Origin of the sequence: Paenibacillus sp. FSL R5-0470 (assembly GCF_037975205.1) — a bacterium.
In the GTDB taxonomy this organism is placed as follows: domain Bacteria; phylum Bacillota; class Bacilli; order Paenibacillales; family Paenibacillaceae; genus Paenibacillus_AQ.
This window is the reverse complement of sequence record NZ_CP150238.1, coordinates 4,513,964-4,531,824: the sequence shown is the minus strand read 5'-3', so window position 1 is coordinate 4,531,824 and position 17,861 is coordinate 4,513,964. Positions and strand designations below refer to the sequence as shown.

The window sequence follows — 17,861 nt, the reverse complement described above, 5'->3', positions numbered from 1 at the left end:
AATGATTACTTAATGTTAAAATAAACCATTCGCTTTCTTTTGTAAAGGGATATTTTACAATTCGTACTAACTGCTGGGATTCGGTTGTCGTGCATGGTAAACTATGGATAAAAAATAGGAGGGGCTATGATGGAGCAAATCGTGTTCAAACAAATTGAATTTGTACGTAGTGTTACTGTTCGTGCAGTTGAAGAACTTTCCGAGGAAATACTAGATATCATTCCACAGGGCCTTAATAACAACATTAGATGGAACTTGGGACATATTTATTTGGTGCAAGAGAAGTTCGCTTTTCATTCCGCTAGGGAGCTTATGCAATTGCCAGAAAGCTTTGAACGATTATTTGCAAAAGGTACTAAACCTGCAGAGTGGAGCGAGAAACCACCAACACTTGAAGTGTTAATTGAGATGCTTTCGGAGCAACCCAAACGTATTCAGGAAGCAATGCACAATCGCTTAAGTGAGCAAGCAACACCTCTTACAACCGGAAGTGGATTAACCTTAAATACAATCGGAGAATTCATAAATTTCACGCTTTACCATGAAGGGATGCATTTTAATACAATCAAATTATTAAATCGATTTGCTGATAAAAGTCTTTAGAGATCTTTAGTAGATAAAAGTCTAAGGTCAAGGAGGTATTCGATGGAGGTTGGAAGAATTTTAGGTATTGCTTATAATGTGATCCCAGTAAAAGACTTGGAGAAATCTGCAGCTTGGTTTGTGAAACATTTTGGTTTTAATATTAGGGATCGAAGAGAAGGCAATCTAAGCTTATTTAGAGAGAATAGACCGATCCTATGTTTAACACAAAGTGATCATGATTCAAGAGCTGTGTTCGAGGTAAGGGATAAGAAAAGATGGGTGATCACTTTCTTTACTAATGATGTCGTATCACTTCATAACAATTTGAGTTGTGAAGATGTGAAAGTCGGAAACATTAGTGACGAAGGTGAGTATGGTAAGTTTTTTGTATTTGAAGATCTGGATGGTAATTTATTTGATGTTTGGGAACACCATGATTGTGAACTGGTTTATTAGCCTCACTAAGGATATCGAGTTCAATCGATATCTTTTGTTATATATTGGAACGAAAAAAGATTTGTAATGAAAACGGTTTTATGATAATCTAATTAATGTAATACATGTAACCGGTTACACATTGGGGGATGAAATGAATCATGATGACGATTAAAGATGTTGCAAAAATAGCTGGAGTGTCGGTAGCAACCGTTTCTAGGGTGTTAAATGAATCTGGTTATGTGAATATCGATACTCGAAAAAAAGTTGAGGCAGCTATCAAAGAAATGAATTATACCCCTAATGAGGTTGCAAGGTCATTGTATAAACGGAAATCCAAATTAATAGGACTTCTATTGCCTGACATTACGAACCCATTCTTCCCGCAATTAGCACGTGGGATAGAAGATCGGATGCAGGAGCATGGTTATCGAATAATATTTGGTAATAGTGATGAGAACGAGGAAAAGGAATTGGATTATATTCAAACCTTTATCCAAAATAATGTCATTGGCATGATCTCATCAACCAATTTTCCCGAGAAAGATATTTATTCTAATTTGAAAATTCCGGTTGTATTTCTTGACCGTACTTCTAATGACAGTCCCTCCGTATATGCAGATGGCAGAAAAGGCGGACGCCTTGCTGCTCAAGAAATCATTGCACGGGGAAGCACCAAAATTACAGTTATGCAAGGACCGTCGCATATTAAACCGGCGCAAGATCGATTTCAAGGTGCGATTGAAGTACTTGATGAAATGGGAATCACTTATCAAGTGATCCAGACTTCATCCTTCTCCCACACGGAAGCGGAACAATGGGCTGTAGAGTTGTTTGATAAATATATAGATACAGATGGTGTAATTGCCAGTAATGATATCGTGGCGACAGCTGTTATTCATGAAGCACATCGCTTAGGTAAAAGAGTGCCACAGGATCTCCAAATCATTGGATTCGATGATATCCCACTCAGCAGCCTGTTGTCGCCTTCGTTATCCACTATCCGTCAGCCTGCACATGACATGGGCCGTGAAGCAGCTGGTTTACTTATTAAGTTAATTGAGCAAGATAAAGTAGAAGATAAAATCATTCAATTACCCGTTAGCTTTGTGGAGCGGGAAACAACAAGAAGAAAAGAATAGATGACAACATAAGAAAGGTTGATGGACATGGCTAAAATTTGTGTAATCGGAAGTTGTTCAATGGATTTGGTGGTGACCTCATCCAAGCGACCTCACGCAGGGGAAACTGTTCTTGGAGAGAGCTTCGCTACCGTTCCAGGAGGCAAGGGAGCGAATCAAGCTGTAGCTGCTTCACGTTTGGGCGCAGAAGTTACGATGGTTGGTTGTGTAGGTGAAGATTTCTATGGTACGGAAATCATGGAGAATCTTAAGAGAAATCGGGTTCTTACAACCAATGTGGAACCGGTTACACATATCGAAAGCGGGACAGCTCACATCATTTTAGCAGAAGGTGATAACAGCATTATCGTTGTAAAAGGAGCTAATGATTTAGTCACTCCTGAGTTGGTTGAGCGAGCACTTGATGCTATAAAAGGGTCTGATATGGTGCTAATCCAACAAGAGATACCCGAAGAAACGGTGTCTTATGTAAGTGAGCTTTGCCATAAATTCAATGTACCTATGCTGCTTAATCCAGCTCCTGCTCGTCCCATCAGTGACACGATTATAGAAAATGCCACCTATCTGACACCGAACGAACATGAATGTACGATTTTATTCCCTGGGATGAGTACAACAGATGCTTTACGGAAGTATCCCAACAAGCTGTTTATAACAGAAGGAAGCAATGGCGTACGATTTTACGATGGAGAACAAGAAATTCTGGTTCCTACTTACAAAGTGAACGCTATAGATACGACCGGAGCTGGAGATACTTTTAATGCGGCATTTGCAGTTGCTTTAGCTGAAGGCAGCTCCATTCTGGATAGTGTAAAGTTTGCCAATCGAGCAGCATCTTTATCCGTTACTAAATTTGGTGCTCAAGGTGGTATGCCAACAAGAGCAGAGGTGGAGGCGAATCTGTAATTATGAAAAAACACGGAGTATTAAATAGTCATATTTCTAAAGTGCTTGCGGACTTAGGTCACACCGATACGATTGTCATCGCAGATGTTGGGCTTCCTGTTCCACCGGGTATTCCGAAGATTGATTTGGCGGTTAAACTAGGGGTCCCTAGCTTCCAAGATATCGTTGATATGATTTCAGAGGATATGGTCATCGAAAAGGTGATCGTTGCAGAGGAATTAGAGACTGATAATAAAGTCACCTCTCAATACTTGAATAATAAATTTAAGGGAATACCGATAGAGGCGTATTCACATGAGCAATTTAAGCAGCTGACCCAGCAGGCTAAGGTTATAATTCGCACGGGTGAAGCAAAGCCATATGCAAATTGTATTTTACAAGCTGGGGTCTATTTTGGATAAAAAGGGGGTTCTAAGTGTATGCACATTACGATGAAAGATATTCATAAGTCTTTTGGCGCTAACCGTGTATTGACCGGTGTGGATTTTGAACTTAAGGATGGTGAAGTTCATGCCCTGATGGGTGAGAATGGTGCAGGTAAGTCTACGCTGATGAATATTCTGATCGGTCTGCACCAACGTGACCAAGGTACCATTCGTATAGATGATCAGGAGAAATACTTTACGAATCCCAAAGAGGCAGAACAATATGGAATCGCATTTATCCATCAGGAGCTGAATGTATGGCCAGATATGACGGTTCTGGATAATCTGTTTATTGGCAAGGAACGAACATCCAAATTCGGCCTGTTAAATAGGAAAGAGATGAAAGCGTTAGCAAATGAACAGTTTGCTAAGCTCTCTGTGACCATTCCTTTGAACCAAGAGGCGGGGGAATGTTCAGTAGGTGAAAAACAGATGATTGAGATTGCTAAAGCGCTTATGACTCATGCGAAAGTTATTGTTATGGACGAACCTACCGCTGCATTAACCGAGAGAGAAATACAGAAACTATTTGAAGTCATTGCCTCGTTAAAGAAAGAAGGCGTCTCTATCGTCTATATTTCGCATCGGATGGAAGAGATTTTTACGATATGTGATCGAATCACCGTTATGCGAGACGGAAAAACCGTAGACACGAAGCCCATTCCTGAAACTAATTTTGACGATGTAGTACGGAAGATGGTAGGTCGTGAATTAACGGACCGGTTCCCTGAGCGTACTTCTAAACCCGGAGAAGTGGTTCTTGAAGTTAAGAATGCTTCAAAGAAAGGGCAATTTAAAAATGCTAATTTCTCTGTGCGAGCTGGCGAAATTATAGGATTCTCTGGATTAATGGGATCTGGACGTACAGAGATGATGAGAACCTTATTCGGATTAGAATCATTAGACCAAGGTGAGATTTGGGTGAAGGGACAGAAGATTACCATTCGGAATCCCAATGACGCTATGCAAGCTGGAATCGGCTTTGTTACAGAAGACCGCAAAGATGAGGGGTTAATCCTAGATTTCTCTATTCGAGATAATATGGTACTGACGAATTTATACGACTTTGCCCCTAAAGGTGTAATCAATGCTAAGAAGGAACAAGAATTCGTGGACATGCTTATTAAACGGCTACACATTAAGACACAATCATCATCCACTTTGGTCCGGAATTTATCTGGGGGTAATCAACAGAAAGTAGTTATCGCCAAATGGATTGGTATTGGCCTCAGTGTTCTTATCCTTGATGAGCCTACACGCGGCGTCGATGTTGGGGCAAAACGGGAAATTTATCAGCTTATGAACGAATTAACTGAACGTGGTGTCGCCATTATTATGGTATCCTCAGAACTTCCTGAAGTCTTAGGGATGAGTGACCGCATCGTAGTTGTTCATGAAGGGGAAATCAGTGGAGAACTTTCACAACAGGAAGCTACGCAAGAAAAAATCATGACGTTAGCTACAGGGGGGCAATAGCAATGACTACTATCAAAGATGAGAGTGTAAAGAAAGGTTTCCAAATCGGGCAAATCACGCAGAAATTAGGGCCATTACTAGGGTTAATCATTCTAATTATTATCGTAACCGTGCTGAACCCAAGCTTTATGGAACCCCTTAATATACTGAACTTGCTTAGACAAGTCGCAATTAATGCGCTTATCGCTTTTGGAATGACCTTTGTTATTCTAACGGGTGGTATCGATTTATCAGTAGGGTCTATTCTAGCTTTATCCAGTGCCTTCACAGCCAACTTGATGTTGTCAGGCTGGGATCCAATCTTAGCTATTGTTGTGGGTTGTTTAACGGGTGGACTGATGGGGATGGTCAACGGACTGATGATTACGAAAGGCAGAATGGCGCCTTTTATTGCTACACTGGCGACCATGACTATTTTCCGCGGATTAACGCTTGTATACACGGACGGTAATCCGATCACTGGTCTTGGTGACAGCATGACGTTCCAATTGTTTGGTCGTGGATATTTACTAGGAATACCTGTACCTGCTATCACGATGATTATCGTATTCGCTGTGTTGTGGATTGTACTGCATAAAACTCCATTTGGCCGTAAAACGTATGCTATTGGGGGTAATGAGAAAGCTTCCATTATTTCAGGGATCAAAGTAGACCGCATCAAAATAATGATCTATTCCTTAACCGGTATGTTATCAGCATTGGCTGGTGCCATCTTGACCTCTAGGTTGAACTCAGCGCAACCAACAGCAGGTACATCCTATGAGTTGGATGCGATCGCGGCAGTAGTATTAGGGGGGACGAGCTTAACAGGTGGCCGTGGACGTATCGTAGGCACATTAATTGGTGCTCTTATTATCGGGATTCTGAACAATGGCTTGAACTTGCTCGGCGTATCATCATTTTACCAAATGGTAGTTAAAGGGATCGTTATTGCGATTGCTGTACTCATAGACCGTAAGAAAGCCGTATAAGGGGGATTCCACATGAAAAAGCTCACATTAATTATTACTTCCTTACTCTTGATTCTTATGACGGGCTGTTCCTTAGAGCCTCCAGAGTGGGCAAAGCCGAACAGCGGCGGAGGCCCAGGGAATATGAAGATTGGACTATCCATTTCTACCTTGAACAATCCGTTCTTTGTATCTGTTAAAGATGGAGTATTGGCAGAAGCTAAGAAGCTTGGTATGGAGGTTCTCGTTATCGATGCGCAGAATGATTCGGCCAAACAAAGTAATGACGTTGAAGATTTAATGCAAAAAGGTGTAAATGCGCTGTTAATCAATCCAGTAGACTCTTCAGCGATCTCGACGGTTGTTCAGACAGCTAACAGTCTAGATATTCCAGTCGTTACTTTGGACCGTTCTGCAGATAAGGGAGACATTAAAGCCCTTGTTGCCTCTGATAATGTAAAAGGTGGATCAATGGCAGCTGAATATATTGTAGAGCAGCTTGGAAAAGGTGCAAAGGTTATAGAACTAGAAGGATCACCGGGAGCATCAGCTACCCGTGAACGCGGGAAAGGATTCCATGAAATTGCCGACACGCAGCTTGAGGTGATTGCGAAGCAAACTGCTGATTTTGACCGTACGAAAGGGTTAACCGTTATGGAGAACCTTCTCCAAGGAAATCCAGATGTACAAGCGGTTTTCGCTCATAATGATGAAATGGCTCTCGGTGCTATAGAAGCGATTCAGAGTTCAGGTAAGAAAATTCCTGTCATCGGTTTTGATGGAAATGAAGATGCACTTAAATCCATTGAGGCGGGTAAACTCACTGGAACCGTTGCTCAGCAGCCTGCATTAATTGGGCAGTTAGCGATTCAAGCAGCGAAAGACGTATTAGATGGCAAGACGGTTGAGAAGCTGATTGCCGCACCTCTAAAACTGGTCGTAAAAGAATAAGTAAATGACTATAGAAAAACACTGCATTCGCCGATTTGGTGAGTGCAGTGTTTTTGATACATATATAAGCTTATTTTTCCTCAATTACTCTATCCGGTAACTGTGTTACATAACTATCTGATAGATGGAGAAGCTCTAAAGCACGATCGAATTCATCCTCGGTCGTTTGTTGCGTGTGATTACCATCGCCAGATAAGGTATAATGCTGACCATCCTCGAAGCCACTGCCAGATAGGAAGAGCTCTTCATTATTTACGAAAGATCCTGTTGGCAAATAATAGCGCTGAGGAAGTAGGTTATAAGTCGATTGATTCAATAAATCTTGTCCGAAATGAATATGATCCGCAAGAGAAACACCCAATAAATTAGATACAGTAGGCAAAATATCCACTTGTCCGCCTAACTGTTCTTTTACACTTGGCGTTGTAATCCCCGTCGCTGATAGGATCAATGGAATATTAATTAATTCGCGTTCCGTATATTCATGACCAAGGATTTCCTGTAATAAGACGTGATCGTCCTCTTTTAGAGAGAAGATAGGAAGTCCGCGGTGATCTCCGTACAATGCAATCAAGCTGTTATCCCATACCCCATTTTGTTTGAGCTCATCAATAAAAAGTCCCAGTGCATAGTCAGCATAATTTTGAGCACGAATATAATCTCCGACTAATGTTCCTTCGAATCGTTCTGGAAGGGCCATTTTGTATTTTTCCTCAGGGATCGAGAACGGATTATGTGCTGACATCGAAATAACATGGGAGTAGAAAGGCTGATCCTTCTGATCCATCCTTGCTAGCTCTGCAGCTGTTTTCTCATACAACACCTCATCAGAAGCTCCGTAAAATACCGTGTCCTCTTCACCATAATATTCCTTATCGTAATATCGATTAAATCCTAAGGCAGTATAAAGCTCGCCACGGTTCCAAAAGTCGACTTCATTCGTATGGAATGTTGCCGTATCATAACCTTGCGCTTGAAGCAGCTTAGGTAAGCTTGGAAGCTCTTTAGGCGCATACATTTGAGTGGCTGGACCATCAGGTGGAACATAGAAAGAAGTATTTACAATGAATTCGGCGTCAGAAGTATTTCCTTGTCCAACCTGCTGGTAGAAACGCGGAAAGTAGTAACTGCTAGCCGCAAGCTTGTTCATATTCGGTGTGATTTCTATTCCATCAATCTTAAGGTTGATTAAGAAGTTCTGGAAAGACTCCATCTGAAGAATGACCAGGTTCTTTCCTTTGGCGGCTCCAAATTGAACCGGATTTGAGGTTGCTTGAATTCCTTTGGTCTCGTTAATCGCTGCTTGTGTAATCTTAGCGACGTCGATTTGTTCTTCTTCTTGATTGGCTAATAGAGAGTAAGCTTCATAATTGAGAATGCCCATTTGCTCGGCTTTAACAGTTTCGTTCATACTGGCTCGGTTTGGAAAAATATTCATTGCGCAAATGACGATGGAAATACAGAATAAGATCGCAACCGCTTTCCGGTTACTTTTACGCGACATGGCTTTTTTCCAGTTAAGTGCCTTTTGTTTTCTAAACATGACCAAACCAATGACAATGATATCCACGAAAATAAGCATATATTGCGGACGCATGACCGAGAAAATACTTTTCTTAACGGCTCCAACTTGCTTGACCTGATCTAATACTTGCGAAGTAGCAATGATGCCAAAATGATTATGATATACAATGAGTGAGAAAAATAGCGTAGTGATCAACACATTGACCAGCATGTAGATGGCAATTTTTCGTTTCGTTGCGAACCATTCAATCAAGCAAAAGACTAGAAGCACAAAAGGGATTTCTTTAAGCCATGTGGTCCACGTAGGCCCATCTTCAAAGAGAAAATACCAAGCAAAATAACTTTTAACTAGCATAATGAGAGAGAAAAAAAATAGGGATCTTTTACTGAGTGTACGAGGTTCTTTAAACGGCATCTCTTATGCCCATCCTTTTCTTTTAGATTAGTTCATTCTATTACTTGAAGTGTTTAAAATCAACTAGATTGGGGTATTGAAGAGACTTATTTTCCTTAATATTACATTTAGGTGAATGAAACCATACATAGTATATAAAAAATTATTTTTATGGGAAATGAACTTTTTAAGTTACTCCTAACTCTTATAGGGGAGAGAGGTGAAGGCATGGATGTTGCTCGTTGGGTGAAAAAAGCCAAAAAGGGGAATAAAGAAGCATTGCTCCACTTAATCATGTCTGAAAAAGACGTTTATTATAGGCTAGCGTTCAGCTATATGGGGAATGCGCATGATGCCATGGATGCCATGGACGAAATGATCGTCACACTTTATGAAAAGATCGGTCAACTAAAGAAAGAGGAAGCATTTTATAGCTGGAGTAAGACGATTTTGGTGAATGGCTGTAAACGACTCCTTCATAAGCGCGGCAAGCTGGTGCTGTTAGAGGATTGGAGTAAGGTTGACGATAGGGAAATAGGCCAAGTAGTGAGTAGTAATGATCCTTATCGCAGAAGTGAGCAGCAAATGGATATGGAGACCTTGTTGTTACAAGTAAATGAACATCAGAGAGAAGCGATTCAATTAAAGTATTTTCATGATCTCGATTATCAAACGATAGCTGACATTACAAAGGTTTCGATAGGAACGGTTAAATCAAGAATTTACCATGGATTACAAACGCTCAAAAATCAGTACAGAGGTGATGTTGATGAACAATAATGTCGAGCAACAATTAGCTGATGAGAAGACGCGCATAGCATCCATTACCGCACCTGAAGAATTAGAAATGAGATTAAGAAAGGCTTTGAATTCGGCTCCCGCAAAAAGAACGAAAAGAATAGCACCGATTTGGAAGGTTGCGGCGGTTGTTTTATTGGTGACAGTGATCTCTGGACAAAACTACAATGCTTTTGCTTATTTTGGCAAACAGCTTTTTGGCTTTGATGAATTGCTTAATGGCACAACTTTACAACAGCTAAATGAAAAAGGGTTGGGACAAAACATCAACAAGAAAACTACGTTACTAGACGGAACAACTCTTACCATTAACGGAATTATGGCGGACGCCAATCAATTCATTATGTATTACACCTTAACTAACCCAAATGGACTAGAGGATATGTCTGTAGACGCTTTTAGACCCTCAAAAATAAGTGGTTTTTTAACCGATTCTAACGCAGTAAGTGGTACATCATTAATCAATGAAGAGCATACGGAGATTAAAGGACAGATGTCGTTTGACAGCGTAAATCCATTTTCAAAAAAACTAACGTTACACTTTTGGCAGCAGCTAGTAGAGAACGGCCAGATGAGCGAAGGAACAGTTACGTTCCCTTATAACCCTAATGAGGCCATGGAAACTCAGATTAAACAATCGATCAACAAGAAGGTTAAAGTCGACAAAGGGACGATTACCTTCAAATCAATCACAGCTACACCAACGATGACTGTAGTAAAAGGGAAGCTGGATGTCGATAATTTTGATCGAGTGAAGCTTGGATTACATGGGATACAATTAATTGTCGATGGAACACCTGTAGAGATTCTGGGTAGTGGTAATCAAACCTCATTAGGTGGAAGAACATTTGATATTCGCTTCGACACATTGCCTAAGGAGCTACATTCCATGCAGCTAGTCGTTAAAGAGTTTCCTGGATATCAAAAGCTGGACGAAAAGTATTCCCTGACTTCCCTTAGTGATAAGCCATTGATGTTGGGTGATAAAGAATTATGGTTAAAGGATGTCTCCAAAACCTCCCAAGGCATCGAAATAACAATCGCTTCTGACGATGATGTAATGCTGGATGGTGTGTCTATAGAAACAAACAACGAGAGTACATCTTTAAAAACAACGATCAATCAAAAAGAGACAAAGCAAGTGGACGGCAAACTAATGAAAGAACGAACTTTATTATTTGATACACAAGCAGAGCCTGAGTCACTACTAATAGAAGGGATGCACTATTTAAAGGCATACAATAAAGTGATTGAGATTCCTGTGAAGTGAAGAAAAGTGTAATATCCATTTTTTATAACATATGGTAATCTATATGGACGTGAGAAAAGGAGGGGCACATGGATCATATAGGGGTTTATAGAGTAAGGCGTCCGTCGTTAATACCACTGCTGATAAGCATCAGTGTGCTATTGGGTATTCAATTATTTCAAATTTATAACCTGAACCATCGCTATACAGCTAGCGACGATTTAGTGCTTTCTTGTTTACTTTATGGTCAGGCTATTTTTTGTCTGATTGTCGAAATCGTGTTAGTCTACAGAATATTTACCATCAGAAGGGTTGTTGAAATTCAGATTCAACCGGAATCTATATTAATAGAAGATCTAAGAATAGAAGCAGATCGGATTAATGATATTTATATAAAAGGATATTTTAGTCCTGTAGTTGGGATTAGACCTAAAGTGAATAAATTTGTTCCTTATAAATTATGTTTTAATTTTCTGTCACAAAAAGATGAAGATGAAGTGATGAAACAGTTAAAGGCTTGGGCCGAACGAAATCAGATCAATGTATCTCATAAAAGTTTTTCGAGATGGCTCTAAGCTCCTCTAAATTAATATACGAAATGAAAGACACTGACTCCTTGTTGGTGTCTTTTTTTTGATTAAATCGTTATGTCATATGACATGTAACGAAGCTAATTGGTGACAGAACGTTTCTAGCTAGAATGACAATCCGTTTGTGATACTCAGAACAGGTTTACTATTTACAACTAACCCTATAGAGGAGAATGGATTATGAAGAAAAAGACACGCAAGCTTAGCGTCATCGCACTATTATTATCAACAGCTGTATTTACAGCATGTTCAGCACCAGTCTCCACTAACGCAACCAGTTCGAAAGGATCTTTTAATGGAAAAGAAATCGAGGCTTTCGCGGACCCTATATTTGCGCAGAAAATGAAGGAATACAATGTGAACGGATCCAATTTTGTAGTGGTTAAAGACGGAAAGGTGCTCGTGAATAAAGGGTACGGATATGCGGACAAAGAAAAGAAAACACTTGTCGATAAGAATACCGTCTTTCAGATCGCATCCGTGTCGAAGACATTTACCGCTTTAGCAGCTTTGCAGCTAGTGGAACAAGGAAAGATGGATCTTGATCACGATATCAATGCGTATCTTGGCGGAATGAAAGTACCAAATGAAACGGAAACTCCGTTAACCTTAAGAAATATGTTATCTTACACAACGGGCTTTGATTACCCGGATAAAGCTAACTTTGTTGCACCGGAATATGTAGATCAGGACATCCCCATGAAAAAGTTTATGACGGAGCATATGCCGACTGTCGTTCGGACGCCGGGTGAAGCGTATACCTATGATAATTTTGCCTTTTTACTTGCGGGCTATGCGGTTGAGAACGTAAGTGGTACCCCGTTTTATAAGTATATGGAGAACCATGTGTTCAAACCGTTAGGAATGAACTCTACTAGTGCTCGATTTACCCCAGAGCTTTTAGCTAGAATGGCCACGCATTATGGACCAGATGGTAAACCTCATCCAACCTTTGGGCATGCGCCTACCGATGGGCCACAGGGCAGCATCCTTTCCACAGGAGAAGATATGGCTAAATATTTAACTCTTTTTCAACAACAAGGTAGCGTGAATGGGAAGCAAATCATTAGTAAAGAAACCACGAAGATGATGCAAACGTACTCTGTATTTGCGAATGAATCGCTTCCGATGACGACGGTTGGAGGATTTGAAGGGTATCGTAATGATCTGATGAATGGCTATCATGTGGTTCTCAAAGGTGGAAATATGCCTGGTCATCAATCACTGATCGTATTATTGCCAGAGGAGAATACCGCTTTCTACATGTCCTATAACAATGACACAATGATGAGCTTAGACATTTATGAAGCCTTGATGGATCACTATTTTCCTGAAAAGAAAGCACCAGAGGCGCCAACGTATCTCCCATTGCCTGCATCAGAAGCTACTAAATATACTGGAACTTATTTGAACACCAGATTCTATTTCTTGAAATCGAACTTCACCTATGCAGATGGCAATCTGATTATGGAGACTGGAACAAGCGGTACACATACGTTACGAATGATTAATCCGCTATTGTTCGAAGATGAATTAGGTAACAAATTGGCCTTTAAAAAAGATCATAAAGATCAGATCGAATACTTTTATTATACGAATCCTAATAGCCCAGACTTTGTTTCAGATGCTCGTAAGGTTCACACGAAGCCAGCATTCGCTGATGTATCTGAGGAGAGCCCTTATAAATCTTACATCGACAACCTGTATTCGCTGGATGTGATAAGTGCTAAATCTGGCAACAATTTCGAACCACAGGGAACGATGACGCAAGGTGAGTTTATGGATGCTCTAATTCTTGCTCATGGTTGGTACGGCTTTCCTCATTTAATTGAGGGGAATAAAGAATTAACGAAAAAAAGTATCCCTGGTTTTGATCGTAATGCTGTTATTACAAGACAAGTAGCAGCCGTTATGATTCAAAATCTAAAACAAGCTAAGCAAGCTTCAGAAATTACGCTTAAAGGTGACACAGACTCATGGGCCACTGATTCGATCATAGCATTAGTGTCACAAGGCATTGTAGATCCTGATACAAAAGTGAACGATGATGGGTCTGTCGATTTTCGTTCTAAAAAGCCTTTGCTTCGCCAAGAAGCGAGTGCATTACTTGATCTTGCTTTTGGATACTATACGTTGCCAATCAAACACTAAGAATTGGACACCTCAGAGAGACTCTTTGGGGTGTTTTTTTTAATGATAGGAGTTTAAGAGCTAAATGAAATTATCGGTAGAATAAGGTTGTTTTAGATGCTAAAATTACCCAAAAGTATACTCTAAACAGCAAGGAGGTATTTTTTTGGATTACAAAGGGTCATCGGTGTATGACAATGAAGATTTTTTCTATAACTATTTATTGAGAAGAAACAGAGCGGATAGCCCAAATAACATTATTGAAAAGCCGGTTATATATGATCTTATGGGCGATGTACTTGGGAAAAAGGTGCTCGATTTAGGATGCGGGGATGCTAAGTTCGGATATGAGTTGCTTGAGCAGGGATGTAACTTTTACGAAGGTGTGGAAGGTTCAAGTAATATGGTCAAAGCGGCAAAAGAACTGTTAAATACATCTAAAAGTGAGATTCACCATGCTACTATGGAGAGTTGGAATTACCCAAAAGAGAACTATGATTTGGTAATCTCTCGGTTAGCTATTCATTATTTACAAGACCTAGAACCAATCTTTGATAGTATCCGTAGTGCGCTTATCCCTAATGGTCAGTTTATTTTTAGTGTACAGCATCCGGTTCTAACATCATCCATGAAAAGTGCAACAACTTCAGAAAGAAAGTCGGACTGGATCGTCGATAACTATTTTGAAATGGGTAAGAGAATGGAGCCTTGGATTGGAGAAAGTGTAGTTAAGCACCACAGAACTTTTGAAGAGTATTTTCAGTCACTGAAAAATGTAGGATTTAAAATAGAGGATATTAGAGAATGTAAACCAAATCCTCAGTTTTTTGATAGTGAATGCGAGTATAAGAGAAGGATGAGAATCCCACTTTTTCTCGTGTTTAAATGTATAAAATAGTTTGTTGAAGTAACGCTAGTCTAATGAGCATATGAATGAAAAGAATTGCAATAAGGAGGACTAAGATGAAACGGATGCAGTTTATACGCCCAACCGAGCATTACGATCAAAGAATAACTGATATCGATGAGCAGATTTGTGCATTGATAAAACAACGTAAGGAACGCTCGGATAATAATCCAGGAATCCCACCCTTTGAGTATATTTCAGATTGGGCGGCGAGGTTTGAACTCTACGAGGATTTTTTGAAATCGGTATTTGGGACATTATTTAGTGAAGATCATTTTAAGCCGATGGTCGAGCCAACGGGTTTTAGAAAACATATTGCTGTTCTACAATCTATTGAGGCAGATGAGTTCTTCTATACACTGACCTCTATACGACAATACAGTAATGCAAGTGTTGTCACGCTTAGTATGATTGGGATATTACCTCTGAATTATATGCCAATAAACTTAACCATTTTGAGCTGTATATAGGAGAAGCGTATGACAGTAGAATGACGAATGGCGGAAGTTCATCAGGACATGCAGCTTATAACTACGTAGTATCTCCGCCACTCCCCGACGATATCTCCGGTATTAAATTAGAGTTCAGGGAATTTAGTTCACCCTTAAAGAAGGATGGGACAGGTACTGAAATTGTGTTTAAGCTAGAATAACCATACAAAGTATTTTAACAATAGAATCAAGCAGGAAGAGGTACGTATCTATGAATCAAATGATCTGGCTAACTGGACTATCGGGTTCAGGTAAATCTACGCTTGCAGAGGAACTGAAAAATCACATTGAGAATTGCTACATTCTGGACGGTGATACATTGAGGAGAGGTATTAATCAGGATCTTCAATTTAGCGAAGAGGATCGATTGGAAGTTGGTAGAAGAATTGGTGAGATTGGTAAGATTCTGCTTGATGCGAACCTGAATGTAATCGTTGCCTCGATCTCTCCCTACCGCTCTACACGCGATAAGGTCCGTTCTCTCATAGGGGATTGCTACAATGAAGTTTATGTTCAATGTCCTTTGGAAGTATGTGAGGAGAGAGATCCGAAAGGTCTATATAAACAAGCAAGAGCCGGACAAATCAAGCATTTTACGGGTATTGATTCTCCATATGAGGAGCCCGTTAGCCCGGATGTGATCGTAGAGACAGACAAGTTTTCCTTAGATGAATGTGTGTCGAAAATCCTTCAACACACATCAGCTATGGGGAGGAAATAAAACATTTATTAAATTTGATAGAAAGACGAGCAAACGAATCAATTGTTGCTCGTCTTTTTTACGTTCCATTGTCAGTAACACTGCTGGAAAATAGTTCTGCGAATATCATTGTAAATGATAATCATTATCATATATGATGGGGGTATAAATCTCTCAACATGGAGTGATAGAGAAGGGGGAGCGCAAGACGGTGACATTGAATGATCAAGCTTTGCTATGGAATCAGGCATTCATCAAGATCATAGATATACGACATACAAGAATGGAACAAGGCGAGGAGCTGCATGCGTACAGAATGCCCTCAAGCGTCTTCTTATATGTGACTAGAGGTAGCGCACATCTCCAACTGGACGGCATAGCACACCGCATCAGCCGGTTTTCCTTGCTCCATGGGGGCAAGGGTCTCTACCTTGATATTACGGCAGATGAGCTGCTGGAATACTATATTATTTTGTATAAAGCGGTACTAGCACTACCATCCCGTCAAGAAACGATCAAGCTGATGGAGAAGCACAATCCGTTTCAAATGCAATATGTATTTAAGCCCCATTATCCGATTTCCGTTTTCCATCATGTCATCTCCATGAGCAAGGAGTGGCATCGTTCAGATCTACTCAATAAGCTTCAAGTTAAAGCGATATTTTATCAAATGGTTTATGAAATTTTAGAGCAGATGGAACGCCAGAATATCATAGCCGTTAAGCCTGACTTAGTGGCCCAAGCGGTTCGTTATATTCATGAACGCTATCGGGAGCCGATAACCCTAGAGACGCTGCTTGAACACCTTAGTTGCAGCTCCAGACAGCTACTGCACGCCTTTAAGAAGCAAGTGAGAACGAGCCCGATCGATTATTTGATTCAATTGCGGATGAGCAAAGCGAAGCAGTTGCTTCTATCCACAGATTTCACGCTGAAGGAAATTGCCGAGAGTGTAGGCTATACCGACAGCTATTATTTCAGCCGTATTTTCAAGAAATACGAGGGTGTTTCTCCCACCAGCTTTAAAGAAGCAGCGTTGCAACAGGAGCAGCGTCGAAATAATCCATCCTTCGTGTTCAGATCTCCCATTGTTGCTAGAAGGCAGCAACGTTATATTGGTAATGAGTTTGAGAATCATTATCAATATAAAAGAGAAGGGGAAATACCGATGTATCGTAAGTCAAGAACAACAATGGCAGCAACCTTATTATTTTGTTTCGTTCTCTTTTTGAGCGCATGCTCGATAGGGGGAACGAATGTCACACCGACAAGCAACAGCTCTTCTACTAATAATGTTGCAACTTCCGCAAGTCCAGCTGCGAGTCCGTCGACGGATGTAAGCAATGACACAAGAGTGATTAAGCATGCGATGGGGGAAGAAACGCTTACCGGCGCCCCTGAACGTGTTGTCATATTGACCAATGAAGGAACAGAGGCACTTTTGGCACTGGGCATCAAACCGGTCGGAGCCGTTCAGTCTTGGATTGGTGACCCTTGGTACGACCATATCAAGAAAGACATGGAAGGCGTTACGGTTGTGGGAGACGAGCTTCAGCCGAATATTGAATTGATCGCGAGCCTCAAGCCGGATCTGATTATCGGTAATAAGGTCAGACAAGAGAAAATCTACGACCAATTAAAGCAGATAGCACCGACGATATTCTCCGATGACCTGGCAGGAGATTGGAAGATTAATTTCAAGCTCTACTCCGAAGCTTTAAACAAGCAGGAAGAAGGAGAGCAGGCGATGGCGGACTTCGATAAACGAGTTGCGGAAGTCAAGGCGAAGCTCGGCAGCAAAGCAGACACGAAAGTGTCGGTGGTGCGCTTCTCCGCGAAACAAGTGCGTATCTATCAGAAGCAAACGTTCTCCGGCGTGCTCTTGAGCCAATTAGGAATTGCACGGCCTGAGTCGCAGGATAAAGACTCCTTTATCGAAGTGATGACCAAAGAGACGATCCCTAGCATGGACGGCGATGTGCTCTTCTATTTCGTGTCGGAGACTCCGGGCAAGGACGATGCATCGAAGGTCGTGGAGGAATGGAAAAAAGATCCGTTGTTCCAAAATTTGAGCGTTTCAAAGAACAACAAGGTGATTCAAGTCGATGAAGCGATCTGGAACTCGGCAGGCGGATATGAAGCAGCCAATCTGTTGCTGGACGAACTCGTTAAATACTTTGATGTGAAATAATAAAGGCGGATCGAATC

General features: G+C 40.8%; 17 protein-coding genes. 16 read left to right on the top strand and 1 reads right to left on the bottom strand.

Annotation, left to right across the window (positions count from 1 at the left end; translation table 11 throughout):
- The first annotated feature begins 126 nt into the window (after positions 1-126).
- From MKY99_RS20035 to rbsB, 8 genes are all read left to right on the top strand, one after another.
- Positions 127-603, top strand: coding sequence for a DinB family protein (locus MKY99_RS20035; RefSeq protein WP_339265968.1), 477 nt, complete (start codon positions 127-129; stop codon positions 601-603).
- 42 nt (positions 604-645) lie between these two features.
- Positions 646-1,041: a VOC family protein gene (locus MKY99_RS20030; protein WP_042189851.1), complete on the top strand. Its 396-nt coding sequence runs from the start codon at positions 646-648 to the stop codon at positions 1,039-1,041.
- A 140-nt stretch (positions 1,042-1,181) separates the two neighbouring features.
- On the top strand, positions 1,182-2,162 hold the full coding sequence (locus MKY99_RS20025; protein WP_339265966.1) for a LacI family DNA-binding transcriptional regulator: 981 nt from the start codon (positions 1,182-1,184) through the stop codon (positions 2,160-2,162).
- A gap of 27 nt (positions 2,163-2,189) precedes the next feature.
- Entirely contained in the window at positions 2,190-3,068 is an 879-nt protein-coding gene (gene rbsK / locus MKY99_RS20020; RefSeq protein WP_339271728.1) for a ribokinase, read from the top strand.
- A gap of 2 nt (positions 3,069-3,070) precedes the next feature.
- Positions 3,071-3,469 carry a D-ribose pyranase gene (rbsD, locus tag MKY99_RS20015; protein WP_042189845.1) on the top strand — a complete coding sequence of 133 codons (399 nt, stop codon included), beginning with the start codon at positions 3,071-3,073 and terminating at the stop codon, positions 3,467-3,469.
- An 18-nt stretch (positions 3,470-3,487) separates the two neighbouring features.
- On the top strand, positions 3,488-4,969 hold the full coding sequence (locus MKY99_RS20010; protein ID WP_076286606.1) for a sugar ABC transporter ATP-binding protein: 1,482 nt from the start codon (positions 3,488-3,490) through the stop codon (positions 4,967-4,969).
- A gap of 2 nt (positions 4,970-4,971) precedes the next feature.
- The gene (gene rbsC, locus MKY99_RS20005; protein ID WP_339265963.1) at positions 4,972-5,940 is read left to right on the top strand and encodes a ribose ABC transporter permease; all 969 of its coding nucleotides are present in this window, start codon (positions 4,972-4,974) and stop codon (positions 5,938-5,940) included.
- A 12-nt stretch (positions 5,941-5,952) separates the two neighbouring features.
- Positions 5,953-6,870: a ribose ABC transporter substrate-binding protein RbsB gene (rbsB, locus tag MKY99_RS20000; RefSeq protein WP_339265961.1), complete on the top strand. Its 918-nt coding sequence runs from the start codon at positions 5,953-5,955 to the stop codon at positions 6,868-6,870.
- Between the two features lie 70 nt (positions 6,871-6,940).
- On the opposite strand, the gene MKY99_RS19995 is transcribed toward rbsB, so the two are convergent.
- Entirely contained in the window at positions 6,941-8,749 is a 1,809-nt protein-coding gene (locus MKY99_RS19995; protein ID WP_339265959.1) for an LTA synthase family protein, read from the bottom strand.
- Between the two features lie 267 nt (positions 8,750-9,016).
- On the opposite strand from MKY99_RS19995, the gene MKY99_RS19990 reads away from it, so the two are divergent.
- The 8 genes from MKY99_RS19990 to MKY99_RS19955 all read left to right on the top strand — a co-directional run bounded on the left by MKY99_RS19990 (position 9,017) and on the right by MKY99_RS19955 (position 17,844).
- Entirely contained in the window at positions 9,017-9,568 is a 552-nt protein-coding gene (locus MKY99_RS19990) for a sigma-70 family RNA polymerase sigma factor (protein WP_149646933.1), read from the top strand.
- Positions 9,516-10,856 (top strand): DUF4179 domain-containing protein, encoded by a 1,341-nt coding sequence (locus MKY99_RS19985; protein ID WP_339265957.1) that lies wholly within the window; start codon positions 9,516-9,518, stop codon positions 10,854-10,856. The genes MKY99_RS19990 and MKY99_RS19985 overlap by 53 nt, the downstream gene beginning before the upstream one ends.
- A 68-nt stretch (positions 10,857-10,924) precedes the next feature.
- On the top strand, positions 10,925-11,410 hold the full coding sequence (locus MKY99_RS19980; protein WP_042129237.1) for a hypothetical protein: 486 nt from the start codon (positions 10,925-10,927) through the stop codon (positions 11,408-11,410).
- A gap of 195 nt (positions 11,411-11,605) precedes the next feature.
- Positions 11,606-13,576, top strand: coding sequence for a serine hydrolase (locus MKY99_RS19975; protein WP_339265954.1), 1,971 nt, complete (start codon positions 11,606-11,608; stop codon positions 13,574-13,576).
- A 145-nt stretch (positions 13,577-13,721) separates the two neighbouring features.
- On the top strand, positions 13,722-14,453 hold the full coding sequence (locus tag MKY99_RS19970; protein WP_339265952.1) for a class I SAM-dependent methyltransferase: 732 nt from the start codon (positions 13,722-13,724) through the stop codon (positions 14,451-14,453).
- Between the two features lie 65 nt (positions 14,454-14,518).
- On the top strand, positions 14,519-14,932 hold the full coding sequence (locus MKY99_RS19965) for a hypothetical protein (RefSeq protein WP_339265950.1): 414 nt from the start codon (positions 14,519-14,521) through the stop codon (positions 14,930-14,932).
- A 178-nt stretch (positions 14,933-15,110) separates the two neighbouring features.
- Positions 15,111-15,674, top strand: coding sequence for an adenylyl-sulfate kinase (gene cysC / locus MKY99_RS19960; RefSeq protein WP_339271726.1), 564 nt, complete (start codon positions 15,111-15,113; stop codon positions 15,672-15,674).
- Between the two features lie 190 nt (positions 15,675-15,864).
- A complete protein-coding gene (locus tag MKY99_RS19955) occupies positions 15,865-17,844 on the top strand; it encodes an AraC family transcriptional regulator (protein WP_339265949.1) in 1,980 nt (659 codons plus the stop codon).
- Positions 17,845-17,861: the final 17 nt, after the last annotated feature.

Coding starts and splice junctions, on each gene's coding strand:
- MKY99_RS20035 (WP_339265968.1), top strand. CDS start 127: ATGATGGAGCAAATCGTGTTCAAACAAATTGAATTTGTACGTAGTGTT.
- MKY99_RS20030 (WP_042189851.1), top strand. CDS start 646: ATGGAGGTTGGAAGAATTTTAGGTATTGCTTATAATGTGATCCCAGTA.
- MKY99_RS20025 (WP_339265966.1), top strand. CDS start 1,182: ATGATGACGATTAAAGATGTTGCAAAAATAGCTGGAGTGTCGGTAGCA.
- rbsK (WP_339271728.1), top strand. CDS start 2,190: ATGGCTAAAATTTGTGTAATCGGAAGTTGTTCAATGGATTTGGTGGTG.
- rbsD (WP_042189845.1), top strand. CDS start 3,071: ATGAAAAAACACGGAGTATTAAATAGTCATATTTCTAAAGTGCTTGCG.
- MKY99_RS20010 (WP_076286606.1), top strand. CDS start 3,488: ATGCACATTACGATGAAAGATATTCATAAGTCTTTTGGCGCTAACCGT.
- rbsC (WP_339265963.1), top strand. CDS start 4,972: ATGACTACTATCAAAGATGAGAGTGTAAAGAAAGGTTTCCAAATCGGG.
- rbsB (WP_339265961.1), top strand. CDS start 5,953: ATGAAAAAGCTCACATTAATTATTACTTCCTTACTCTTGATTCTTATG.
- MKY99_RS19995 (WP_339265959.1), bottom strand. CDS start 8,749: ATGCTAGTTAAAAGTTATTTTGCTTGGTATTTTCTCTTTGAAGATGGG.
- MKY99_RS19990 (WP_149646933.1), top strand. CDS start 9,017: ATGGATGTTGCTCGTTGGGTGAAAAAAGCCAAAAAGGGGAATAAAGAA.
- MKY99_RS19985 (WP_339265957.1), top strand. CDS start 9,516: ATGGATTACAAACGCTCAAAAATCAGTACAGAGGTGATGTTGATGAAC.
- MKY99_RS19980 (WP_042129237.1), top strand. CDS start 10,925: ATGGATCATATAGGGGTTTATAGAGTAAGGCGTCCGTCGTTAATACCA.
- MKY99_RS19975 (WP_339265954.1), top strand. CDS start 11,606: ATGAAGAAAAAGACACGCAAGCTTAGCGTCATCGCACTATTATTATCA.
- MKY99_RS19965 (WP_339265950.1), top strand. CDS start 14,519: ATGAAACGGATGCAGTTTATACGCCCAACCGAGCATTACGATCAAAGA.